We start from the raw sequence: 23,460 nt of genomic DNA on the forward strand, positions 1-23,460 counted from the left end.
TGAGCATCAGGCCTCGTCGTCTTCGCATGACGCGAAGTGGCCGGTCACCATGTACGTGATGCGCTCGCCGATGTCCACGGCGTGGTCGGCGATCCGCTCGAGGTAGCGCGACGCCAGCACCATCGACGAGCCCCATTCGATGTCTTCCTCGTCCTGCAACCGCGCCAACTCCCGGAAGAACTGCTTGAAGAGATGATCGATCGGCTCGTCGAGGTCCTGGAGCTTGCGCGACATCTCCAGGTCGTTCTTCTCCAGCGCCTCGAGCATCGCCTGGAGCACGCGCTGGACGAGGTTGCCCTGCGCCTGGATCAGGTCGTACAGCGTCTGCGGCCCCTGACGGCCGGCCGTCCGGCGCGCCGCCTTCGCGATGTTCACCGCGAGGTCTGCCATGCGCTCGAAGTGCATCGCGATGTACGCCAGCGAGTGGAGCAGGCGCAGGTCGCGCGCCACGGGGAACTGCGTCGCGATGATCTCGAGCGAGCGCTCTTCGATCCCGAGGCACCGCGCATCGATGTCGCTGTCGCCATCGATGACGCGCTGCGCGAGCTCGACGTCGCCCTCCACGAGCGCCCGGACCGCGTCGCGCGTCACATCCACGATGTCGTGACCGATGGCGAGGACGTTCGCCTTGAGGTCTTTCAGCTCCTTGCGGAATCCTTCTCGCATCATCGGCCCTTCCTCGATCGCATCTGCCTCTGCACGGATTATACCGTGCCGGAAGCCCGACGGCGCCTCGGCCGAGCCGCGAGACGGCAACGGGGCGGCGCTTAGCCGAACCGGCCGGTGATGTAGTCCTCAGTCCGCTTGTCCTTGGGGCTGGTGAAGATGTCGGCCGTCCTGCCGAACTCGACCAGCACCGCCGGCTCTCCCGAGCGTTCCTGCAAGAAGAACGCCGTCTCATCGCTCGTGCGCGCCGCCTGCTGCATGTTGTGCGTGACGATGATGATGGTGACGGACGACTTGAGCTCCGCCATCAGGTCCTCGATCTTCTGGACGCTCGTCGGATCGATGGCCGAGCACGGCTCGTCCATGAGAAGGACGTCCGGCTGCACCGCGAGCACGCGCGCGATGCACAGACGCTGCTGCTGGCCGCCGGAGAGGGTGAGCCCGCCGCGGTCGAGGATGTCTTTGACTTCCTTCCAGAGGTTGGCGCGTTCCAGCGACTCGCGCACGATGTCGTCGAGCTCCGACTTCTTCTTCACGCCGTGCAGCCGAGGCCCGTACGCGACGTTGTCGTAGATGCTCATCGGGAACGGGTTCGGCTGCTGGAAGATCATGCCTACCCGGCGCCTCAGGTCGACGGGATCGACCCCGGGACCGTAGACGTCCTGCCCGTCGAGGAGCACCGTGCCGTCGACGCGCGTACCGGGGATGAGGTCGTTCATCCGGTTCAAGCAGCGCAGGAACGTCGACTTCCCGCAGCCTGACGGTCCGATGAACGCCGTCACCGAACGCGCCTTGATGTCGCACGAGATGCCCGTGAGCGCGTGGAAGTCCCCGTAGTAGAAGTCGAGGTCGCGAACGGTGATCTTGACCTCAGGGGCGGCCCCCTCGACCGCAGGCGAAGCCGCACAATCGAGCGTGTCGCTCATCCTTGCATCCTCCTGTTCCTACGCAGCAGCCACCGCGCGGAGAGATTGAACGCGAGCACCATCGCCATCAGGAGCAGCGCCGTGCCGAAGGCGGCAGGCATGTTGATGCCCTCCATGGAAAGCTGGTACAGGTGGACGGTCATCGACCGCCCGGGGTCGGTCGGCAGGATCGGCGTGTTGATCATCGTCCCCATGGTGAAGATCACGACGGCGGTCTCGCCGACCGCCCGCCCGGCGGCGAGGATGATGCCGGTGATGATCCGGGACGCCGCCGCAGGCAGCACCACGCGGCTCACCGTCTGCCACTTGCTCGCGCCGAGCCCGTACGAGCCCCACCGGATGTACTTCGGCACGGCACGGATGGCCTCCTCGGTGGTGCGCATGACGATCGGCAGCATGAGGAACGAGAGCGCGAGCGCGCCTGATATCACCGAGAAGCCAAGCCCCATGGACTCCACGAACAGCGCGAGGCCGAACAGGCCCATGACGATGGACGGCACGCTCGCGAGCGTGTCTGCCGCGAACCGGATCGTCCGCACGAGCCTGCCCTGCACCGCGTACTCCGCGAGGTAGACCGCCGCGAGCACGGCGACCGGGGTCACGAGCAGCATCGCCAGCCCGGTGACGTACAGCGTCGCGACGATGGTCGGCCAGATGCCGCCCTCAGCGTTCACGCCGTGCGGTTCCGTGAAGATGAACTCGGGGCTTATCTGCCTCGCTCCGTTGATGAACACGTAGCCGATCACGGCGAACAGCACGACGACGGTCGTGATGCCAGCGACCCAGAACGCCGCGAGGGCGAGCGTGTTCGTGAGGTTCTTCGCGTCGCGCTTCATCGCGTCCCCTCACGCAGCCGGGAAAGCCCGCGCACCAGACCCACCAGCCCCATCGAGATGAGGAACAGGATGATCGCGAGACCGAACAAGGCGGTGCGATGGACGCCTGAAGCGTACGGCATGTCCATGACGATCTGGCTCGTCAGCGTCGAGACCGGCTTGCCGATGCCCCGGAAGAAGACGGGCGCGTTGCCCACCACCATGAGCACCGCCATCGTCTCGCCGATAGCGCGACCCATGCCGAGGATCACTGCGTCGATGATGCCGATCTTGGCCGCGGGGAGCAGCACCCGCCAGATGGTCTGCCACGTCGTGGCTCCCATCGCGTAGCTCGCCTCGCGGATGCCGTCCGGCACCGACCCCAGCGCGTCTTCGGTGAGCGTCGCGATGGTCGGCACGATCATGATGGCAAGGATGAGCCACGCCGTGAGCGGCCCGAATCCGAGCCCTCCGGTGAGGTCAGCGACGATCGGCCGCACCACGAGCAGCCCGAAGAAGCCGAACACCACCGAGGGAACGCCGGCAAGCAGCTCGACCGCCGGACGCACCACAGACCGCACGCGCGGAGGCGCGATCTCCGAGAGGAAGACCGCCGTGCCGACCGCGAGCGGGGCCCCAAGGGCGAGCGCGCCCAGCGTCACCACGAGCGAGCCCACGAGCAGCGGCAGGATGCCGAACAGGCCCTGGGTCGGCAGCCACTCGGACCCGCCAAGGAAGCCCTTCAGCCCGACTTCGCTGAAGACCGGCCACCCGCGCCATCCGACGAACAGGAAGATGAGCACGACACCCGCGACAGCCATGGTGGCGCACAGCATGAACAGGTTCTTGAGGGCCGCTTCTTTGAGGTAGGTCGACCTCGACATGAGCTTGAGCTCGCGCGGCGCTGAGCTTGTCTGCGTCTCGCTCACTGGTGTGCGTCCTTCGCGGTCACCGGGATGAAGCCTGCATCGCGAACCACGTCTTCCTGCACCTCGGGTGAGAGCACGTAGTCGATGAACTCTTTCACGAGCCCTGTCGGCTCGCCGCGGGTGAGGAAGTGCAGCACGCGGCTGATCGGGTAGCGTCCGTTCACGACCGCCTCCTCGGACGGTTCGACGCCGTCGATCGCAAGCGCCTTCACCTCCGGGGTCACGAATCCGAGCGAGATGTACCCGATAGCGCTCGGAGCCTGCGCGACCACCGAACGCACCTGCCCGGTGCCCGGCAGCACCACGGCCGTCGGATCGAACCGCTCCTTGTCCAGCACGATCTTGAAGAACGCCTCCCGCGTTCCGGACGCTTCGTCACGGTTCACGAGCCCGATCTCCATATCTGGCCCGCCCACCTGCTTCCAGTTGGTGATCCTGCCCTCGAAGATGGCCTTGACCTGCGCCTTCGTCAGACCGTCCACCGGATTCGACGGGTTGACGATGACGGCGATCGCGTCGTAGGCGATCGGCGTGTCCACGAGCCCCGCGTGAAGCTCGTCGCCTTTGAGGTCGCGGGAGGACGTGCCGATGTCAGCGGTGCCCGCGATGACGTTCTCGATGCCCGCCGAGGACCCGACGCCGCTTACGAGGATGCGCACGCCGGGATGCGTACGCTCGAACCCCTCTTTGGCGACTTCCGCGATGGGCTGGATGGTGGTCGAACCGGTCACGATCACCTGGTCGGACGCGTGGCTCCCGTTCGAGCAGCCCGCAAGCGAGACCGTAAGCGCGCTCGCCACGATCAGCGCGAGGACACGATGCACGCGAGTGCGGCGTGGCGCCCGGTGCGCCCCTCGGCCCGGTAGGAGTAGAAGCGATCCGTGTTGTGCGCGGTGCAGATGCCGAGGTGACACTGGCGCTCTCTCGGGACTCCTGAAGACTCGAGCTCTTCTGTGACCGCCGCCCGCAGATCCAGCGTGCCGGAGGCCCGGCGTATCGTAACAAACTTGTGAGCGAAATGCGAAACGAGTTCGTCGCCGACCTCGTAGCAGCAGGCCCCGATGTGCGGACCGACGTACGCCGCGAGAGGCTCTGCCGGTCCGACGAGGCCGCGCAGCGCCGTCACCGCGTTCGCCACCACGCCGCCCAGAAGGCCACGCCAGCCAGCATGCGCCACCGCGATCGCCCGCGCGCGCTCGGCCACGAGGACGACCGGCACGCAGTCGGCGAAGAGCAGCATGAGCGGGACCCCCTCGTGCGCAGTCGCGAGCGCGTCGGCGCCTGCTACCGGCGGCACACCTCCCGCTGCCCTGCCGCCTGCGCCGGCCTGAGAGAGCCAGACCGTCTGGACGCGGACGCCGTGAACCTGCTCCGCGCAGGTGAGCCGATCGCGATGCTCGCCTAGTCCGAGCGCGTCGAGGAACCGCCGCCTGTTCTCATCGACGGCGTCCGGCGCATCGCCGGTGTGCGCCGCCAGATCGAGGGATTCGAACGGCGCCTCGCTCACCCCGCCCGTGCGCTCGCTGAACGCGACGACGATGCCGCTCCGCTCGCGAAGCGCGACGTCTTCGTGCCACGCGATCTCGCCGACGGTGCACCTGCTGAGGCTCGGCGCAGGCATCGACGTCGCGCGTTCAGAGCTACCCGTGCTGGTTGTTCTCCTCCCGCTCATAGACACACAGTAGCCGATATCGCCCCTCATGGTGCAGAATGGAAGCGCAAGCACGAGATCGCTCGGGCTTGCGACTGCGGTGAAAGGGGGTGATCGCATGAAGCAGTCTGTCAAACGCGTAGCCCCTGTCCTCGTCGCCGCCGGCACGCTCCTTCCCGCCGCGCAGGCGTTCGCGCAGTACGAGAGCACGGACGACAACGCGGCGCTTGGCGCGGTCTGCGGGATCTACGCGTGCCTCGGCATCTTCGGGCTCCTGTCGCTCGTCTTCTGGATCTGGATGCTCGTCGACTTGATCCAACGCCAGGAGTACGAGTTCCCGAACTCGAACGGGAAGAGCAAGACCACGTGGATCATCATCATGGCCGTGTCGTGGTTCCTCGGAGCAGCGCTCATCGCCGCGATCGTGTACTACTTCATGGTCTACAAGAAGATCAAGCGTGGGACCGTGGCAGCGCCCGATCAGGCCGGCGGGTACACGCCGCCAGCACCTCCGGCGGCTCCACCTGCGCCGTCAGCGCCTCCGGCACCTCCGGCGGCTCCACCTGCGCCGCCAGCTCCTCCTGCGCCGCCGGCGCCACCAGCACCGCCAGCGCCACCCGCGCCACCCGCGCCACCCGCGGCGCCCGAGCCTCCGACACCGCCGGAGACCCCGGCCGAGTGACGGTCGCACGATACCGAGCGGGCCGCGCCCTCCGTGCGAGAGCGCGGCCCGCTCGAATCGTCTGAGCAGCTGACGCGCGTCACCTACGCTTCAAGAACTCCGGGATGTCGTACTCGTCTTCCTCGAACGCGCTTCTCACCGGCTCGAACGTCGGGATCGCCGGACCGGCTTCCGCGGCCTGCTCGAACTGCATCGCTTCCTGCTTGCGCTTCGCGCCGAAACCGGTCGCGATGACCGTCACACGGATCTGGTCCATCATCGAGTCGTCGATCACCGCGCCGAAGATGATGTTGGCATCGGGAGCCGCCGCAGCCTGCACGACCTCCGCGGCCTCGTTCACCTCGAACAGACCGAGGTCGCTTCCGCCTGCGATGCTGAGCAAGACGCCTTGGGCACCCTCGATGCTGCTTTCCAGCAGCGGGCTCGAGATGGCTGCCTTCGCCGCGTCGTGCGCACGGTTCTCTCCGCTCGCAAGGCCGATGCCCATGAGCGCCGACCCGGCGTCTTTCATGATCGTCCGCACGTCCGCGAAGTCGAGGTTGATGAGCCCTGGCACCGTGATGAGGTCCGTGATGCCCTGCGTGCCCTGGCGAAGCACATCGTCTGCGATGCGGAACGCGTCCAGGATCGACGTCTTGCGCTCGGCGACCTGCAGCAACCGGTCGTTCGGAATGATGATGAGCGTGTCCACGTGCTCCTTGAGTCGCTTGATGCCTTCCTCGGCCTGGAGCGCGCGCTTCCGTCCTTCGAACGCGAACGGACGCGTCACCACTGCGACCGTGAGCGCTCCGATCTCCTCCTTCGCGATCTCGGCGATCACGGGCGCGGCGCCAGTGCCGGTGCCACCGCCTTCGCCGGCAGTTATGAACACCATGTCCGCGCCCTGCAGCGCCTCCTTGATCTCAGCGCGGCTCTCTTCGGCGGCCTGGAGCCCAACGTCAGGGTCAGCACCGGCGCCCAGGCCCTTGGTCAGGCCGACGCCGATGTGCACCTTGTAGTCCGCGTCCGACATCAAGAGCGCCTGCGCGTCCGTGTTGATGGCGATGAACTCGACACCCTTGACGCCCGCCTCGACCATGCGGTTCACCGCGTTCGTGCCGCCGCCGCCGACGCCGACGACCTTGATCACCGCCAGGTAGTTCGCCCCCGTCTCAAGCATATGTACCTCCCGCTGCCGGGACCGCCGACAAACCATCAACCTCAAGTTGATGTATACATGACGACTAAAACGGTCAATCTTTGCATGAACTTTACTCTATCGTCGCGAGCTGTGCAAGCGTTTGCGAATACCTCATTCGCTCAGCCCTCGCGACACCGGTCGATCAGGGTTGCGGACGTCGATGAACACGACATCTTTGCCCTGTTCGCGCATGATCTTGCGAGCCACTTCGCCCTTCTTCGGCACGTCCACCGCCTCCCCCACCATGATCTCGACGTTGTCGGTCGTGATGAGGGACGTCTCGTCGATAGACGGTGCGCTCACGGCGCGGACCTGCGAGTAGAAGTCACGCGGAAGACCGGCGAGCACCTGCAGCGCGTTGTGCAGCACCTCCGAGGTCGACTTCCTGCCTGGCTTCAATTCAAGACCGGGCACGTCGCGAACCACCGGCAGCGCCGCGCTCGTCTCGGCGGAATCCTCGCTGAGGACCATGCCGTTCGCGTCGATAAGCCAGATCGCCTGGCCAGCGTCCACCCGCGCGAATGGCACGCGCTCGACGATGCGGATGCGCAAGGTGTGCGGGAAGTCCCGCGTGAGGTGCACCTCCGCGACCCACGGATCGGCTGCCAAGCGTTCGGCGATGGCGGCCTTGGGGAACCGAAGCAGCGTGGCGCCGGACGGCACGGCCGCTTTGCCGATGACGGTCTCGGCCGAGAGGTGGCGCACACCGACGACCTCGACCTGGCGTATCTCGAAGACAGACGAGCGCGCAAGCGCGCTGATTCCGACAGCCGATGCCACCACGAGCGCTATCGAGACGAGAGCGCGGACCTGGTTGCGGCGCTTGCGCTGCAACCGCTTGCGCTCGCGCTCCAGGCGCTTGGCCTTCGCGATGCGGTCGCCGACGCCCGGCTCCCGCGGTCCACCGCGAGCGCTCCTCTCGTGCTTGAGCCGCGCGACGCCGAACGGGTCGCGGTGCGCGGGATTCGCACCGCTGCCCCGAGACGCCGTGCTCCGGTGGCTGCCGAAGGCACGTTCACGCCCTCGTGAACTCCCCGAGGAACTTGATCTCCGGTCGTAGCTCGACGCCATGGGTTTCCTTCACGATGAGTCTGATCTTGCGGACGAGACCCAGCACGTCTTGAGCCGTCGCGCCGCCGTCGTTCACGATGAAGTTCGCGTGGACCTCCGACACGCGCGCACCGCCGAGCCGCGTGTTCTTCAGCCCTGCTTCCTCGATGAGACGCCCCGCCGAAAGCCCTGGTGGGTTCACGAATACGCTCCCCGCGCTCGGCTTGCCGATGGGCTGCGTCTGGCGACGCCGGGCCAACGACCGCTCCATCTCGTACCGGATGCGCACCGGGTCTCCTTCCCGGAGCTTGAGCTCGGCTTCGACAATGATACCGCGGCCGGCAAGACCGCTCCGGCGGTACCCCCAGTCGATGTCCGTGCCGTGCACCAGCTCGAGGCCCTGTCCGGGAACGAACAGCGTCACGCTCTCGACCACCGAGGACATCCAGACGTCTCTGCTGCCCGCGTTCATCTCGAGCGCTCCTCCGAGCGTTCCGGGGATCCCGACGGCGAACTCGAGCCCCGCAAGCCCGTGGTGGAACGCGTCCTGCACGACGTGCGCGAGCACCGCTCCGGCACCCGCGCGGACCGTCTCGCCCTCACGGACGCGCTTGCGGAACTCGCGGCCGAGCAGCAGCACCGCGCCGCGGTAGCCTTCGTCGGACACCAGCAGGTTCGTGCCTTTGCCGATGACGACCCACGGCACCTCCTCCTCGGCCAACACGTCCGTTGCGATGGCGAGGTCGGAAAGCGTATCGCACACGACGAACAGGTCGGCCGGACCGCCGATGCGGAACGAGGTGTGGCGGCTCATCGGCTCGCCTGAGCGGACCTCGCCCTCGACCCGGCCGATGAGACGCTCGCGCGCCCGCTCGACAGACGGCTCCACGCCGCTCACTCCTCGATCCTTTGCAACGCGCGCACGATGTCCCGCGCGAGAAGCGTCACGTCCCCTGCGCCGAGGGTCATCACGAGGTCGCCTGCGCGGGCGCTCCGGGCGATGTAGGGGGCGATCTCCGCGCGGTGCGGGAAGTACGCTGCTTGCGTCCGAGGGTCGTGCTCGAGGAGCGCGTCAAGGACGCTCTTGCCTGACACGCCCGGGATGGGTGCCTCTCCGGCGGCGTACACGTCGAGCAGCACCACCCGATCGGCCTCGACGAACGCTTCTCCGAACTCGCGCTCGAGCGCGGCTGTCCGCGTGTAGCGGTGCGGCTGGAACACCGCGATGATCCGGCGGGCACCCGACGACTGACGGGCGGCACGGAGCGTCGCTCGCACTTCCGTCGGGTGGTGAGCGTAGTCGTCCACCACCACGATGCCGTCGACCTCGCCGACGCGCTCGAAGCGCCTCCTCACGCCGCTGAAGCCGGCGACGGCTCGCGCGGCCGCTTCGACGTCGAGCGCAAGCGCCCACACGGCCGCAAGGACCGCAGTCGCGTTCGACACGTTGTGCAGACCAGGCACAGCGGTCCGGCACTCGACGCCCGTGCCGTCCGGGAAAGAGACGTCGAACGCCCATCCGCTCCCACGCTGCTCGAGCGGCCGGAAGCGCACCTCGACGTCGTCGCCGGAGCCGTATGTCACGACGCGCGCTCGCGAGCGCTCGCGCGCGACGTGCGCAAGCTTCGGGTCGTCGCCGCACACCACGACCGTCCCGTCGTCGGCAGTCTTCGCGATGAAGTCCCCGAATGCGGCCACCACCTCGTCAAGCGAGCCGTAGTGGTCGAGGTGGTCCGCCTCGATGTTGGTGATGACGGCCACGAACGGGTCGAGCTCGACGAACGATCCGTCGCTCTCGTCGGCCTCCACGACGTAGAACTCGCCGCTCCCTGAGCGTGCGTTCGAACCCATGTCGTTCAGCTCGCCGCCGATCAGGAACGTCGGATCCTTCCCGAGGGCCGCCAGAACCGTCGCAAGCATCGAAGACGTCGTCGTCTTGCCGTGCGTGCCCGCGACGGCAAGCGTCTTCAGCCCCTTCCCGAGATGCGCGAGCATCTGCGCGCGCGACCACACGGGAAGCCCTCGCTGCCGCGCCTCGACGAGCTCAGGGTTCGACTCGGGGATCGCCGAGGACACCACCACGACGTCGGGGTCGCCGAGGTTCTCAGCGGCGTGCCCGATGGCGACCGGGACGCCGAGGTCGGCGAGCGCTTTCGCGTACCGGGACTCCTTGAGGTCCGAGCCCGTGACCGCGACGCCGCGCTCCACGAGCACGCGCGCAAGGGCGCTCATGCCGGCGCCGCCGATCCCTATGAAGTGAGCGTACGCTGTGCTCACGGCGTCTCCTTGCGCTGCGCGCGCGCCACGACTTCGTGGACGAGCGCAGCAACTCGCTCTCCTGCATCCGGCCTTCCGAGCTTGGCTGAGGCCGCGGCCATCTCCTCGCGGAGCCGCGCGTCTGAGACGAGCCGCATGACGGCGTCTACAAAAGCCTCACCGTCGAGCTCAGCGTCAGGCACGACGAGCGCGGCACCGGCCGCAGCGACCGCCCTGGCGTTCAGCGTCTGGTGGTCGTCCGTCGCGTACGGGTACGGCACGAGCACTGCCGCGCGCCCGATGGCTGTTATCTCTGCAAGCGACGTCGCACCGGCCCGGCTCACGATCACGTCTGCGGCCGCGATGGCGCTTCCCATGTCGTCGATGTACTCGTGGAGCTGGTACCTGCCGTCAGAAGCCGAGAGCGCCGCAGCCATGGCCTCGGCCACCGAAGCGGCCTCAATCCTACCGGCCACGTGCACCACCTGCAAGCCGTCGACGCTCGCAAGGCGAGGCCATATCCGAACCAGCGCCTCGTTGATGTGCCGCGCCCCCCTGCTCCCGCCGAAGACCAAGAGCACGGTCGAGTCGCCGGCCAAACCGAGGGCCTCTCTGCCACGCGAGCGGTCCGCCGACCGGATCTGCTCGCGCACGGGATTGCCGGTCACAACGGCGCGCTCTGGGCGCTTGAGGTGCTTGACCGAGCCAGGGTAGGTCACTGCGACGGCCTGTGCGAAGCGCGAGAGGAACCGATTCGCAAGCCCAGGCACCGAGTTCTGCTCGTGCACGACGAGCGGGGTCTTCGTGAGGGCGGCCGCGATGCCGACCGGCAGCGACGCGTAGCCTCCGAAGCCCACGACGGCGTCCGGGCGCTCTTTCCAGATGAGCGCGACGCCGCGTGCAACCGATGACACGACGCGCGCGCCGGAGGTCACGAGGGTGATCGGCCGTGCGCGGTCGAAGCCTGCGGCAGGCAGCCCGACGAAGCGAATGCCCGCCTCACCGACGAGACGGGCCTCCAAAGAGTCCGGCGCGCCGACGAAGATGACCTCGTCACGCCCGTCCTGTTCGAGGATGCGTGCGACGGTCAGCGCGGGGTAGATGTGCCCCGCTGTCCCTCCGCCGCTCAACAGGAATCTCACGAACACGTCCTTTCCGCGTCGATGACGGCCCGCCCACGGCGGCCGCCGAAGAACGCTTGGCGCTCGCACGGGAGGGCACGGCCGCTGGCGACCGTTCCGCGCGTCGCGCCGCACCCAGCACCAGGCCGACGCACACGAGCGTCAGCATGAGCGACGACCCGCCGTAGCTCACGAACGGCAGCGGTATGCCCGTCACCGGCATCAGCCCGGTTGCGGCGCACATGTTGATGACCGCCTGCGTGCCGATGAGGCCGGTCAGCCCGCCCGCAAGAAGCTTATCGTACTCGCTGGCAGACCCCATCGCCACCAAGAACCCGCCGTACACGAACGCGGCGAAGGCCGCGACCACGGCAAGCGATCCGATGAGCCCCAACTCCTCGCCGATGATCGCGAAGATGAAGTCCGTGTGTGCCATCGGCAGGTACGAGAACTTCTGGCGAGACAGGCCGAGCCCCACCCCGCCCAGACCGCCCGACCCGAACGCGAGGAGCGACTGCACGATCTGATACCCCTTGTCGCCGGGGTCGCTCCACGGGTCGAGGAAGGCCAGCACCCGGTCCATGCGGTACGACTCCACTGCGATGAGCGCGATGCCTGCTCCGGCGCCCGCTCCAAGGAGCCCGAGCAGCACCCGACCGTTCACGCCTGAGAGTACCAGAAGGACGAACACGCCGACGGCGATGGAAACGGCGGTGCCCATGTCGGGCTGAAGGATGACGAGCGCGAAGACCGAAAGGGACGCTCCCGCGATGCCCCAGAACGCACGGTCTGCCGCCATCTCTCCGCGGCGCCACTTCGCGAGGAGCGCAGCGACCAGGAGCACGACGCTGAGCTTCGCGAACTCCGAGGGCTGGAGACCGATCGGCCCGAAGTCGAGCCATCGCTTCGCGCCGTACCGCTCCACGCCGACGGCGAACACGAGCACCAGCCCGGCCACAGAGGCGCACCAGGCCACGAGCCCGAGTGCCAGGGCATCCCGGTGCAGCGGCAGCCGCCGAGAGCTCAACCGGAGGTCGAGGCGAGAGGCAAGCGCCATCGCGACGAGCCCTGCTGCGAGCCACTGCGCCTGCTTCACCAGGTGGTAGGCGCTGTTGCCGAGCACCTGGTAGTCCTTCACTGACGAGGCGGAGTACACCATGACGAGCCCGAACCCGCACAGCCCAAGCGCGCTCACGAGCATGAGCGCGCGGCCCTTGCGCACGAGCGAACGCTGGTTTCTCACGTCGCCCGCCCCGCTTCTTCCACCAGATGGCGGAAGGTAGCTCCTCGGTGGTCGTACCCTCGGAATTCGTCGAACGAGGCGCACCCCGGGGAGAGCAGCACAGCGTCGCCTGCTCGCGCCACCGAGCGCGCGGCCGTGACCGCGTCCGCGAGGCCCGCGGCCCGAAGCAGCCGGCACCCTTCCTTTCCCTCGAACGCCGCTGCGATCTCGTCTGCCGCCTCGCCGAACACCACCACGGCACGCACGCGCGTGCACGCGGCCTTTGCGACGGACGCGAAGCTCGATCCTTTGTTCCTGCCGCCCAGCAAGAGCACGAGCGGCCTGTCGTCGAACGCTGTCAGCGCCTTCAAGACGCTGTCTGGATTCGTCGCTTTCGAGTCGTTGAAGTACTCAACGCCATCCACGACGCCGACCGGCTCCAGCCGGTGCGGCAGGGGCGCGAAGGTCCGGAGCCCCTCGCGGACGCCCTCGAGGTCGGCGCCTGCTGCCAACGCAGCCGCTGCCGCTGCAAGCGCGTTGCTCACGTTGTGCTGGCCTTTGATCCTTATCTCATCGCGCCCGACGAGCTCGACGACCCCGTGCTCTCCAGCCACCACGAGCACGCCGTCGCGCAGGAACGCTCCTCTCGTCGGCTCGCTCGTGAGGCTCACCCGGACCACGGAGACGCCTGCGGCCTCGACGATCGGCGCGTATCGGGCCGAACCCGGATCGTCCACGTCGATCACGGCGGTGTCACCGTGCCCCTGCTGGGCGAAGATGCGGGCCTTGTCTGCGGCGTACGCCTCGAACGACCCGTGGTAGTCGATGTGGTCCGGCGTGACGTTCAGCAGCACGGACACCCGAGGATGAAACCTGAAGCTCGACCTGAGCTGAAAGCTTGAGACCTCTGCGACGAGGACGGTCGCCGGTCCGGTGTCATCGACGACCGAGATGGCGGGACGCCCGATGTTGCCGACGACCTCGCAGGGCACGCCGGAGCAGTCGAGGATGTGCCCGACGAGCGCCGTGGTCGTGGTCTTCCCGTTCGTGCCGGTGACGGCGATCCACGGAGAGCTCGACGCGCGGTACGCGAGCTCGATCTCGCTCAAGACCTCGCGTGCCACCTCCTGCGCGGAGCGCATCAGCGGGCTGTCGGGCCTGATGCCTGGGCTCGCCACCGCCACGGCTGCCGGCGCCGTGACCGCATGCGCACCGAGGACGCACTCGATCCCGAGCGCCTCGAGAGCGGCCGCACGGCTGCGCAGTTCGGGGGTGTCCGCGCTGTCGTACGCGACCACGCGCTCCACGGTGCCCTGATCGAGGCGCTTGGCGAGAAAGCGGCACACCGCCTCGCCTGAGGCCCCCAGACCGAGCACCGCGTACGAACCGGAAGGTATGGACCGCTCGCTCATGCTTGCTTCCACAGCGCAGTCGACACGAAGTAGAGCGCAAAGCCCGCCCCGGCCATGATACCGGTGATGATCCAGAACCTCACCATGACCTTCGTCTCGCTCCACCCGAGCATCTCGAAGTGGTGGTGGATCGGAGCCATCCTGAATATGCGCTTGCCCGTGAGCTTGAACGACGCGACTTGGAGCACCACCGAGAGCGTCTCTACCAGGTACACGCCGCCGATGAGCAGAAGCAAGAGCTCTGTCTTGGTCACGATCGCGAGCGTCGCGATCGCGGCGCCGAGCCCCAACGAGCCCGTATCGCCCATGAAGATGTCTGCGGGGTGGCTGTTGTACCACAAGAACCCGACACACGCTCCCGCCACCGTGGAAGCGAACAGCGACACAGCAAGCGAGTCCTGACGGAACGCGATCGCGGCGTAGGTCAGCATCACGAGCGTCACCGTGCCGGCCGCCAGGCCGTCGAGGCCGTCGGTGAGGTTCACCGCGTTGCTCTCACCGACCACCATGAACCACACCAACAGGAGGTACAGCCACGGGATTCGGACCGCCACGTCGCCCAGTCGCACGACGCTCGACAGCGTCCCGAGGTCGACGTAGCCGACAGGCGGCATGAGCACCTTGGTGGAGATGTGGGCCCAGTTCACGGCCGCAAGCGCGACCGTGATGGCCACCAGCGCTTGCCCGGCGATCTTCGCCCGCGGGCGGAGCCCAAGCGACCGCTCGTGCACGACTTTGGCGTAGTCGTCGATGAACCCCAGAAGCCCGCACGCCAGCATCGCCATGAGCGCGATCAGCCCCTTGCGGTCGACCTCGCCACCGCCCAGGTAGACGACCGACACCACGAGCAGGATCAGCACGCCTCCCATCGTCGGCGTGCCCTGCTTGATCAGGTGGCCTTGAGGACCGTCCGCTCGCACCTGCTGGCCGATGTTGCGGTACTTGAGGATCCGGATCCACAGCGGGAAGAGCGCACCGGCCAGCGACATGGCAACCACCGCGGCCAGGAGGACCTGGTAGGTCGGGTACCGCGCTATCTCTGGTATGAAGCTAAACATGAGGTTCAGTTATCCCCTCGACAACGCGCTCAAGCCCCATCACGCGCGACGCTTTCACCAGCACGGCGTCGCCCGGCTCGAGGAGGTCGTCGAGCACCTCGCTTGCCTCTTCAGGCGTGGCACACGGACGGATCGAGTCCGGATCCATCCCTTCGGCACGAGCGCCCTCCGCGATGCGCCGCGCGAGCGAGCCGACCGTGACGAGCACGTCGATCCTTGAGCGCGCGACCTCCTCACCCAGCTGGAAGTGAGCGAGCTCCGCGAGCGAGCCGAGCTCGGCCATGTCGCCCAGCACCGCGACGCGCCTTCCTGGCGCCCGGACGTCCGTGAGCGCCGCGATGGCCGCCCTCATCGAGACCGGATTGGCGTTGTACGCGTCGTTGATGACCGTCACGCCCGAAGCGGACTCGAACACGTCCATGCGCATGCCGCTCATATTCGCTCCGGCAAGCCCATCGACGATGCGCTCGGCCTCCACGCCGAGATCGAGGGCCACCGCAGCAGCAGCCAGCGCGTTGTAGACGTTGTGCTTGCCGAGCACAGGAAGCGTCACGGCCGCCCGCTCTTCACCCGTCACGAGCGTGAAGACCGGGAAGCCCCCCTCGGCGGTCGAGATGTCTTCGGCTCTGACGTCGCACGACTCGGACAGCCCGTAGCGGACCACGCGCGCACGAGACTTCGCTGCCAAGCGCTCCGTCCACGCGTCGTCGCCGTTCAAGAACACGGCGCCTGTCTCCGGTATGGCTTCGACGAGCTCCCCTTTCGCGTCAGCGATCGCCTCTTGGCTGCCCAAGACACCCACGTGGCTCAACCCGACGTTCGTCACGAGACCGTGCGTCGGTCGAGCGATCGCAGCGAGCTCGGCTATCTGGCCAGAGCCGCGCATCGCCATCTCCACCACGAGGACGCCGGTATCGGCGCCTGCCTCGAAGATGGTGAGCGGCACGCCAAGCTCGTTGTTGCGGTTGCCTTCGCTTGCGACGACTTTGAACCGCGCCTGGAGCGCAGCGCGCAGGAAGTCCTTCGTCGTGGTCTTGCCCGTTGAGCCGGTCACGCCGATGACGGGGCAGATAAGCCTCGACCGGTGGTACGCAGCGAGCGCCTGCACCGCTTTCACTGCGTCGTCGACGAGCACGACCGCCGCGTCCGGATCGCGGGAATCGGCGATTTGCTGGAGGACGGACTCCTCAGCGCGCGTGACGATCACCGCGCGCGCCCCGGCGTCGATGGCTGCACGCACGAAGTCGTGCCCGTCAGCGTGCTCGCCTGCAAGCGCGATGAAGACGTTGCCCGGCTCGACCTTCCGGGAGTCGAGCGCAAGGCCGTTCGTCATTGCCGAGGCGTCTCCGGCGACGAGCGCGCCGCCGGTCACCTCGAGCACGCGCTCGATGCTTGCTCTCAGCACAGCCGCCTCAACTCCTCTCGCGCGACCTCACGGTCGTCGAAGTGGATCGTGCGGTCCGAGAAGATCTGGTAGTCCTCGTGGCCCTTGCCGGCGATGAGGACCGCATCGCCAGGCTTCGCCTGCGTGAGCGCCGCCCGGATCGCCGAACGGCGGTCGACTTCGACCTGATAGCGAGCGCCCGTCGTACGAAGCCCGTCTTCGATCTGCAAGACGATGCCGACGGGGTCCTCGCTGCGTGGGTTGTCGCTCGTCACCACCACGAGATCGGCGCGGCTTCCGGCCGCAGCGCCCATCAACGGCCGCTTCTCGCGGTCGCGGTCGCCGCCGCACCCGAACACCACGATCACCCTGCCGGGCGTCACCTCGCGCACCGCCTCGATGGCCTTCGCGAGCGAGTCCGGCGTGTGCGCATAGTCGACGAGCACCGAGAAGGGCTGCCCCTCGTCGATCCGCTCGAGCCGTCCTGGCACCTGCGGACACGACTCGATGCCGGCCGCGATCGTGGAAAGGTCGATGCCGAGCGAGAGCGCGCATCCGGCCGCGACGAGCGCGTTCTCCACGTTGTGCGCACCGGGCAGCGGAACGCGCACGCGGAGGCGCTGCAGGCCGAAAACGAGGTCGAACTCGCTGCCGTCCGCACCGTGCGCTTCTTCCTCTGCGCGGAGCGAAGCGTTCGGCGAGCGGCCGACGGTGAGCACGCCAGGGATCTCGCTCGCGAGCTTTGCGCCGAAAGCGTCGTCGACGTTCACCACGCGGGCCTCCACCTCGTGGTCGGTGAACAGCCGCTTCTTGACCGCCCAGTACTCCTCGAGCGTCTTGTGGTAGTCGAGGTGGTCCTGCGTCAGGTTCGTGAAGGCCGCCACCGCGAACCGGATGCCGACGACCCGCTTGAGATCGATCGCGTGCGACGACACCTCCATCGCGACGCTCTCCACGCCCGCGGAGCGCATCGTCGCGAGCAGCTCTTGCAGGTCGCGAGACTCAGGCGTTGTCCTCGCCGCCGGCATCCGCTCGTCCCGGACACGGACCTCGACCGTGCCGATGATGCCGGTCACGTGCCCTGCTGCTCGCATGATGGAGTCGACGATGTAGGTGGTCGTCGTCTTGCCATTGGTTCCCGTGATGCCGACCACGGACATCGCGCTGCTCGGGTGGCCGAAGAAGCGGGCCGAGGCCAGCGCGAGCGCCTCCCGCGCGTTGGAGACGAGCGCGACCGGCACCGAGGGATCGAGCGCCGGCAGCGCTCGTTCGGCCACCACTGCCCGAGCGCCGCGCGCGACCGCATCGGGCGCGAAGTCGTGCCCATCGTGCGCGAACCCGGGTATGCAGAAGAACGCGTCTCCCTCGAAGACGCGGTCGGAACGATACGCGATGCCGGTCACGGAAACGGCGGTGTCTGGCACGCTCACGACACCTACGCCCGCCAACAGATCGTCGAGCCTCACGTCACCCATTGCAGAGCCTGCCTTGTCGCCAGCCGACGCATCGTACCACAGCCGTGTTCACCTGCCCGCGCCCTGTGACGGAGCCGTTGATGTCGTGCTCGAGCTCTCCGTCGAACGCGTGGCCTCGCCCGTCGTCTCGACGCGCGGCGGTATCCCCAGGTGCGCCATGCAGAACGCGCCGATTTTCGAGAACGCGGGCGCCGCGACCGTCCCGCCGTAGATCGCGCCGGACGGCTCGTCGACCGTCACGACAATGACAACAGCCGGATCGTCCGCCGGTAGGAAGCCCGAGAACGACGCGACGTACTTGCCTTTCGCGTACCCGCGCACGCCGTCGGTGCGCGCTTTCTGCGCCGTGCCTGTCTTGCCGGCCACGGTGTATCCAGGAACGGCCGCTCCCTTGCCGGTTCCCTCCGTGACGACGTCTTTGAGCACCTCGCGCATCGTCGCAGCGGTCTGCTCCGAGATGGCCCGGCGCGTCGGCCACTCGAGCTTCGTCGTCGGAGCATCGGGCAGCTGCTGCAGCACGTGCGGCGTCACGAGGTAACCGCCATTGCCGATCGCTGCGATCGCCCGCGCCAGCTGGAGCGGCGTCACGGCAAGCCCCTGCCCGAACGGGATGTTGCCGATGCTGGTGGACGACCAGTCCTTCGGCTTCGGCACGCTCGGCGCGGCCTCTCCGGGGTAGTCCACGCCGGAGCGCTCCGTGAGACCGAACCGTTCGAGGTACTCGTACATCTTCTCGGGCCCGAGCAGCAGCCCGAGCTTGACCGCTCCGACGTTCGACGAATTCGTGACGATCTGCGTGAGCGTCCAGTCGACCGTGCCTCGCGGATGCGCCTCGTGGATCGTGCGCGTGCCGATCTTGAGCGTCGGCGGCAGGCGGAACTTCGTGTGCGGCTGCGCCAAGCGCTCCTCGATGGCGGCCGCGGCCGTCACCGCCTTGACGGTGGAGCCAGGCTCGTACCGGTCCGTGACAGGGCGGCACCGGAAGGCCTGCGGGTCGGCTTCCGAGTACCGGTTGGGGTCGAAGTCCGGCACCGACGCGAGCGCCAGGATCGCGCCCGTCTTCGCGTCCATCACCACCACAGACCCGCTCTTGGCCTTCCATCGCTTCACGGTCTCGGCGAGCACTGTCTGGGCCTGGTACTGGATGTCCGCGTCGAGCGTGAGCACGATGTTCTGGCCGTCGATCGGCTCTTCTCTCAGGCTCACGCCACCCGGGATAGGCACGCCGCCGATGCCTTTCTCGCAGATGAGAACGCCTGGCTTGCCGGCGAGGAGCTCGTCGTACTGCTTCTCGACGCCTGACAGGCCGTTGCCGTCCACGCCGATGAACCCGAGAACCTGGCAGGCCAGGCTGCTTCCGGGATACACGCGTCTCGTGTCGTCCTGGAAGTAGATGCCCGCTAGCTTGAGCTGCTCCAGCGCTTGCGCTCGCTCGAGCGGCACCCTGCGCGCGAGGTACACGAAGTTGGACTTCTTCTCGAGCTTCGCCCGGTACGTCTCCTCGCTCCCCCCGAGCGTGGACGCGAGGGCGCGCGCCGCGGCCTGCGCGTCGGCCACTTCGCGCGGCACCGCATACACCGTCTTCGCGGCAGTCGTCACCGCCAGCGGCTTGCCTTCGCGGTCATAGATCGAGCCCCGCTGGGCCGGCAGCTCGAGCTCGCGGCTGCGCTGCTCTTTGGCCATGGCAGCGTACGCCGGACCTTCCACGAGTTGGATGTAGACGAGGCGCGCGCTGACAAGGACGAGCCCCGCCAGCAGCGATACGAGCACGAACAGGTAGCGTCCGAGCCGCCGTCCCCGGCCTCGATCCGCCCTCATCGCCGTCCCTTTCCGCCGAGCGCGCCCGCTCATCTGCGCGACGCGAGCCCGACGTCACCGACGAGCAGCGCCTGCGCCTCGCTCGCGACGATCTCCTCGACGAGCCCAGCGAGCCGGCCTTTGCCGCTCGCGCCTTCCGAAGCGTGCGTGTTGGGCGCCTCAGCGCCCGTGCGAGCGGACGGAACGCAGATGTACTTCGGGGGAGCCGTGGTGCTCATGTTGAGCGCGCTCGACGCGAGCGCTCCGATACGAGAGGGCGCCTCGAGGGCGCTGCAGTCCGCCTCGAGCTCCCGCGTCTCGAGCAGCTCGGTGCGGATGGAGCGCTCGAGCCTGTGCGCGTCGATAGCCGCCTCCTGGGCCCGGACGGCGACCGCGACGCGGGCCACCCCGGCGAATGCGAGGAGCGCGATCGCGGCGATCGAGACCTGCGTGACCAGCGCGGAGGTGCGGCGCTGCCGCCGCCGGGGGCCAGCGGAGGTGCGCACAGAAGCGCCGGATCGCCTGACCGGGCGCTCGTACACCTCCATCTTCCGCGCAGGAAGGCCCATCGCTCACCTCATCACGCCATCGCCTCTGAAACCTTCTCGGCCACCCTGAGCTTCGCGCTGCGAGCCCGCGGATTGGCCGCGATCTCCTCGGCCGACGGAACGATCGGCCGTCTTGTCACGACTCGGATAACCGGCACTCTGCCGCACGCGCACTCCGGGAGACCGGGCGGACAGACGCATCCCTGCATCGCATCCGCGAAGATCCGCTTCACGATGCGGTCTTCGAGCGAGTGGTACGAGATCACCGCGATCCTCCCGCCAGGTACGAGCCACCCGATCGCCGACTCGATGCCTCGCTCCACTGAGCGCAGCTCCTGGTTGACCTCGATGCGCAGCGCCTGGAACGTGCGCTTCGCCGGGTGACCGCCTTCACGCCGCGCTGCCGCGGGGATCGCAGCCTTGACGACGTCGACGAGGTCCCCGGTGGTCGCGATCGGATGGCGGGCCCGCGCGGCGACGATGAAAGCTGCGATGCGCGAGGCCCACCGCTCCTCCCCGTACTCGCGGATGACCCGGGCGAGCTCCTCTTCGCTGTAGGTGTTGACGATGTCGGCCGCGGTCGGCTGCGATGATGCGGCGTCCATCCGCATGTCCAGCGGCGCGTCGCGGTGGTACGAGAAACCGCGGCCGGCCTCGTCAAGCTGGAAGGAGGAGACTCCGAGGTCGAAGATGAAGGCGTCGACGTACGGGATCCTCGCCTCCACGAGCAGGTCGTCGAGATCCCCGTAGTCACCCTTGAGCAGGATGATCGTCTGCTGGCCGAGGGGTAGTACGTCTCGTGCTGCGGTGAGTGCGGCGTCGTCTTTGTCGATTCCCACGAGGATCCCCGTGGGCGCGATAAGCTGTGCAGCCCGTTTCGCGTGTCCTGCCCCGCCCAAGGTACAGTCGACAACGATCGAACCGTCGTGCAACGTCAGGTGCTGCGTCACCTCGGCCAGCAAAACTGGGGTGTGCCGGTATTCCATTCTCAAGGCCCTACAAGATGCCGAGCTCAGCGAGTTCCCGTGCAACGTCCTCGATACGCTCGGCAGTCTCGCCGTTGTAGGCGGCCCAGCGGGCCGCGTCCCACAGCTCGATGCGGTTGCCGTTGCCGATCACCGCGACCTCCTTCTCGAGGCGCGCGTGCTCCCGCAGGTTCGCAGGCAGCGAGATCCGGCCCGCAGAGTCGAGCTCGGTCTCGATGGCGCCCGAGGTGAAGAAGCGCCGTACCTGGCGGAAGCGCGGGTCGAAGTCGTCCTGCTCCATCAGCCGGCGGATGAATGCGCGGTACTCCTCGGCGGAGTACACGTAGAGGCACTCACCGAGGCCCTTCGCGACCACGAGCTTGCCCGTCATCTCCGCCCGGTACTTCACAGGCAAAGACAGGCGCCCCTTGGCGTCCAGCACGTGCTGGTACTCGCCGAGAAACATCCCGTCCCTCCTGGCTCCTCCGGGACACCTTCCGAGGCACACCGCGCCTCGCTGCCACTACGATATTCCACCGCGTCCCACTTTGCAACACTTTTTCACCCAATTTCCCACACAATCGCCCACACGCGCACCCTTGTCCCACGCATGGCATCCAGCGCGCCGTCCGCGAACCCGTCGCTCTCGCCGCGCGTCAAACGGTCAGACGGGCAGGAATCGGGCCTTGACAGCGGAATGAAGGAAGCGACGGCGCGACGTGGTTGCCGGCGGTCGGCACTGAGGGATAGAATCAGCGCGTACCCGCGGGCGCGATGGAGGTGAACACCCCTATGGGAGATTTCGCACCACTGGGCTTCAACGTCGCGAGCATCGTGTTCAACATGCTCGTGGTCGCGTTCTTCGCCGTGGTGGCGATCGGGATCGGCTTCCTTGCCTATGCTGCCAAGCAGCTGAAGGCGCGCGAAGACCAGGTCTCGTAGCGCTCGACCGAACGACATCCGCTGGCTCGACGCCCTGTTCCGCTCGATCGTGACGGCGGCAGGGCGTCGTCGTCTTCGGCCACAAGGATGGAGGACGGACAGATGAAGCGGAACGGACACCGGCTCGCTGCAAGCGCCCTTGCCATCGCGCTCCTGCTCGCGGTGCTCTCCTCGGCAGGGTGCTCCGGGGTGAAGGAGCTCTCCGACGTGCTCGGCACCGCAACGTCGTCTGGCACGGCGGCCTCTCGGGGAGTCGTCGAGCAGACCGCTCCCGAACAAGCGCCCTCCAAGTACGCAGGCGCTGCAGGGACTGCGGAAGGCGCGCCAGACCAGGCGACAGCCGGGCCCACGCTCGCAGGGCCGCTCATAATCAAGAACAAGACGATGCGCATCGAGGTGAAGGCCGTGAAGGCCGCAGTGGACGAGATCCGCTCGCTCGCCTCGAAGCACGGCGGCTCGATCACCGGCCTCAACGTCGCCACTGACGACGAGCCGCCCATCTACCGCCCCGAGGCGGTCGACTACGGAACCGGCTCCCAGGCGCTTCGCGGCTGGGTGACCGTCCGCGTTCCCGTGGGCGCGTACGAGGCATTCGTCACCGACGTCTCGGCCATCGGCACCGTGAAGAGCCAGTCAGAGTCTGCAGAAGACGTCACGCAGCAGCACGTGGACCTCAAGGCACGGCTCGACAACCTTCGCGCCGAGGAGAAGCGCCTTCGCGAGTTCTTCGCGGCGGCCAAGAACGTCGACGAGATGCTCGCTGTCGAGCGGGAGCTCTCACGCGTCCGAGGCGAGATCGAGAGCCTCGATGCGCAGGTGCAGTACCTCGAACGGCAGGCCGCGATGGCCACGGTGACGATCGAGCTCACGGAACCGCAGCCGATCATCCGTCCTCAGGGCGAGAGCTGGGGCTTCCTCGACGCGATCACCACGGGATTCCGTGGCGCGGCTGCGACGATAAAGATCCTGATCGTCGTGGCGCTCACGCTGCTGCCTCTCGTCGTCCTGGCAGCCGCGCTCTTCTACGCGGTGAGGGCCATCGTCCGGCGGAGACGGGCCCACAAGGCGGCCGCTGCCTCCGAGAACGACCTGGCCGAGAGCGGTCTCAGCTGACGCCGGTCTGCGCTGTGCGGCCGCGCACGAGCCCTGCGACGATCGACAGGAGCACGTGCGCGGCCGTCACGATGCCTCCCGCCGCAAGCGGCACGACGACAAGATCGCGCGGGCCCAGCGACGAAGGACCGGGCGCTCCCTGCGAGCCTGCGTAGGTGAGGAGGGCCCCTGCGAGCACGCCGACGGCCACGCCGAGACCCCACGAGAGCGCGTGCACGAGTTCGCGGCCAGCGCTCCACGGGGCCCCATCGCCTGCGACGAGCCGCAT

The 23,460-nt window shown here is 67.8% G+C and carries 24 protein-coding genes; 3 read left to right on the forward strand and 21 right to left on the reverse strand.

Translation table 11 applies throughout. The annotated features are described in order from the left end of the window. Positions 1 to 6: 6 nt before the first annotated feature. From phoU to MX659_RS05825, 6 genes are all read right to left on the reverse strand, one after another. Positions 7 to 669, reverse strand: coding sequence for a phosphate signaling complex protein PhoU (gene phoU, locus MX659_RS05800; protein WP_267192539.1), 663 nt, complete (start codon positions 667 to 669; stop codon positions 7 to 9). Between the two features lie 98 nt (positions 670 to 767). Beyond that, positions 768 to 1,592 (reverse strand): phosphate ABC transporter ATP-binding protein PstB, encoded by an 825-nt coding sequence (gene pstB / locus MX659_RS05805; protein WP_267192540.1) that lies wholly within the window; start codon positions 1,590 to 1,592, stop codon positions 768 to 770. Beyond that, entirely contained in the window at positions 1,589 to 2,428 is an 840-nt protein-coding gene (pstA, locus tag MX659_RS05810; RefSeq protein ID WP_267192541.1) for a phosphate ABC transporter permease PstA, read from the reverse strand. The genes pstB and pstA overlap by 4 nt, the downstream gene beginning before the upstream one ends. After that, positions 2,425 to 3,336 carry a phosphate ABC transporter permease subunit PstC gene (gene pstC, locus MX659_RS05815; protein ID WP_323745490.1) on the reverse strand — a complete coding sequence of 304 codons (912 nt, stop codon included), beginning with the start codon at positions 3,334 to 3,336 and terminating at the stop codon, positions 2,425 to 2,427. The genes pstA and pstC overlap by 4 nt, the downstream gene beginning before the upstream one ends. Then, positions 3,333 to 4,160: a phosphate ABC transporter substrate-binding protein gene (locus tag MX659_RS05820; RefSeq protein WP_267192542.1), complete on the reverse strand. Its 828-nt coding sequence runs from the start codon at positions 4,158 to 4,160 to the stop codon at positions 3,333 to 3,335. The genes pstC and MX659_RS05820 overlap by 4 nt, the downstream gene beginning before the upstream one ends. Next, positions 4,139 to 4,957: a polyphenol oxidase family protein gene (locus MX659_RS05825; protein WP_267192543.1), complete on the reverse strand. Its 819-nt coding sequence runs from the start codon at positions 4,955 to 4,957 to the stop codon at positions 4,139 to 4,141. Before MX659_RS05825 ends, MX659_RS05820 begins: the two co-directional genes overlap by 22 nt. 148 nt (positions 4,958 to 5,105) lie before the next feature. Between MX659_RS05825 and MX659_RS05830 the strand changes: the two genes are divergently transcribed. Further along, on the forward strand, positions 5,106 to 5,669 hold the full coding sequence (locus MX659_RS05830; RefSeq protein ID WP_267192544.1) for a hypothetical protein: 564 nt from the start codon (positions 5,106 to 5,108) through the stop codon (positions 5,667 to 5,669). Positions 5,670 to 5,748: 79 nt separating this feature from the next. Here MX659_RS05830 and ftsZ read toward each other — a convergent pair whose 3' ends face one another. From ftsZ to mraZ, 14 genes are all read right to left on the reverse strand, one after another. Then, positions 5,749 to 6,828 carry a cell division protein FtsZ gene (gene ftsZ, locus MX659_RS05835; RefSeq protein ID WP_267192545.1) on the reverse strand — a complete coding sequence of 360 codons (1,080 nt, stop codon included), beginning with the start codon at positions 6,826 to 6,828 and terminating at the stop codon, positions 5,749 to 5,751. A gap of 132 nt (positions 6,829 to 6,960) precedes the next feature. Further along, positions 6,961 to 7,920: a cell division protein FtsQ/DivIB gene (locus tag MX659_RS05840; RefSeq protein WP_267192546.1), complete on the reverse strand. Its 960-nt coding sequence runs from the start codon at positions 7,918 to 7,920 to the stop codon at positions 6,961 to 6,963. After that, on the reverse strand, positions 7,865 to 8,797 hold the full coding sequence (gene murB, locus MX659_RS05845; protein WP_267192547.1) for a UDP-N-acetylmuramate dehydrogenase: 933 nt from the start codon (positions 8,795 to 8,797) through the stop codon (positions 7,865 to 7,867). The genes MX659_RS05840 and murB overlap by 56 nt, the downstream gene beginning before the upstream one ends. Then, the gene (gene murC / locus MX659_RS05850) at positions 8,794 to 10,176 is read right to left on the reverse strand and encodes a UDP-N-acetylmuramate--L-alanine ligase (RefSeq protein WP_267192548.1); all 1,383 of its coding nucleotides are present in this window, start codon (positions 10,174 to 10,176) and stop codon (positions 8,794 to 8,796) included. The genes murB and murC overlap by 4 nt, the downstream gene beginning before the upstream one ends. Next, positions 10,173 to 11,297: an undecaprenyldiphospho-muramoylpentapeptide beta-N-acetylglucosaminyltransferase gene (gene murG, locus MX659_RS05855; protein WP_267192549.1), complete on the reverse strand. Its 1,125-nt coding sequence runs from the start codon at positions 11,295 to 11,297 to the stop codon at positions 10,173 to 10,175. Before murG ends, murC begins: the two co-directional genes overlap by 4 nt. Next, positions 11,209 to 12,519: a putative lipid II flippase FtsW gene (ftsW, locus tag MX659_RS05860; protein ID WP_267192550.1), complete on the reverse strand. Its 1,311-nt coding sequence runs from the start codon at positions 12,517 to 12,519 to the stop codon at positions 11,209 to 11,211. Before ftsW ends, murG begins: the two co-directional genes overlap by 89 nt. Beyond that, positions 12,516 to 13,910, reverse strand: coding sequence for a UDP-N-acetylmuramoyl-L-alanine--D-glutamate ligase (gene murD, locus MX659_RS05865; RefSeq protein ID WP_267192551.1), 1,395 nt, complete (start codon positions 13,908 to 13,910; stop codon positions 12,516 to 12,518). Before murD ends, ftsW begins: the two co-directional genes overlap by 4 nt. Then, positions 13,907 to 14,968 (reverse strand): phospho-N-acetylmuramoyl-pentapeptide-transferase, encoded by a 1,062-nt coding sequence (mraY, locus tag MX659_RS05870; RefSeq protein ID WP_267192552.1) that lies wholly within the window; start codon positions 14,966 to 14,968, stop codon positions 13,907 to 13,909. Before mraY ends, murD begins: the two co-directional genes overlap by 4 nt. Continuing rightward, positions 14,961 to 16,373 (reverse strand): UDP-N-acetylmuramoyl-tripeptide--D-alanyl-D-alanine ligase, encoded by a 1,413-nt coding sequence (locus MX659_RS05875; protein WP_267192553.1) that lies wholly within the window; start codon positions 16,371 to 16,373, stop codon positions 14,961 to 14,963. The genes mraY and MX659_RS05875 overlap by 8 nt, the downstream gene beginning before the upstream one ends. Continuing rightward, positions 16,367 to 17,827 (reverse strand): UDP-N-acetylmuramoyl-L-alanyl-D-glutamate--2,6-diaminopimelate ligase, encoded by a 1,461-nt coding sequence (locus MX659_RS05880; RefSeq protein ID WP_267192554.1) that lies wholly within the window; start codon positions 17,825 to 17,827, stop codon positions 16,367 to 16,369. Before MX659_RS05880 ends, MX659_RS05875 begins: the two co-directional genes overlap by 7 nt. A 48-nt stretch (positions 17,828 to 17,875) precedes the next feature. Continuing rightward, positions 17,876 to 19,645: a peptidoglycan D,D-transpeptidase FtsI family protein gene (locus tag MX659_RS05885; protein ID WP_267192555.1), complete on the reverse strand. Its 1,770-nt coding sequence runs from the start codon at positions 19,643 to 19,645 to the stop codon at positions 17,876 to 17,878. 29 nt (positions 19,646 to 19,674) lie between these two features. Continuing rightward, positions 19,675 to 20,193, reverse strand: coding sequence for a hypothetical protein (locus tag MX659_RS05890; protein WP_267192556.1), 519 nt, complete (start codon positions 20,191 to 20,193; stop codon positions 19,675 to 19,677). An 11-nt stretch (positions 20,194 to 20,204) separates the two neighbouring features. Beyond that, complete coding sequence (gene rsmH, locus MX659_RS05895) at positions 20,205 to 21,158, reverse strand: 16S rRNA (cytosine(1402)-N(4))-methyltransferase RsmH (protein WP_267192557.1); 954 nt, start codon at positions 21,156 to 21,158, stop codon at positions 20,205 to 20,207. Positions 21,159 to 21,168: 10 nt separating this feature from the next. After that, positions 21,169 to 21,603: a division/cell wall cluster transcriptional repressor MraZ gene (gene mraZ / locus MX659_RS05900; RefSeq protein WP_267192558.1), complete on the reverse strand. Its 435-nt coding sequence runs from the start codon at positions 21,601 to 21,603 to the stop codon at positions 21,169 to 21,171. 326 nt (positions 21,604 to 21,929) lie between these two features. Here mraZ and MX659_RS05905 point away from each other — a divergent pair, with 326 nt between their 5' ends. Next, positions 21,930 to 22,079 (forward strand): hypothetical protein, encoded by a 150-nt coding sequence (locus MX659_RS05905; RefSeq protein ID WP_267192559.1) that lies wholly within the window; start codon positions 21,930 to 21,932, stop codon positions 22,077 to 22,079. A 102-nt stretch (positions 22,080 to 22,181) separates the two neighbouring features. Beyond that, a complete protein-coding gene (locus MX659_RS05910; protein WP_267192560.1) occupies positions 22,182 to 23,192 on the forward strand; it encodes a DUF4349 domain-containing protein in 1,011 nt (336 codons plus the stop codon). Here MX659_RS05910 and MX659_RS05915 read toward each other — a convergent pair. Continuing rightward, the gene (locus tag MX659_RS05915; protein WP_267192561.1) at positions 23,185 to 23,460 is read right to left on the reverse strand and encodes a hypothetical protein; all 276 of its coding nucleotides are present in this window, start codon (positions 23,458 to 23,460) and stop codon (positions 23,185 to 23,187) included. The genes MX659_RS05910 and MX659_RS05915 overlap by 8 nt on opposite strands.

The sequence above is a fragment of the Parvivirga hydrogeniphila genome, from assembly GCF_023371205.1.
Taxonomy (GTDB): domain Bacteria; phylum Actinomycetota; class Coriobacteriia; order Anaerosomatales; family Anaerosomataceae; genus Parvivirga; species Parvivirga hydrogeniphila.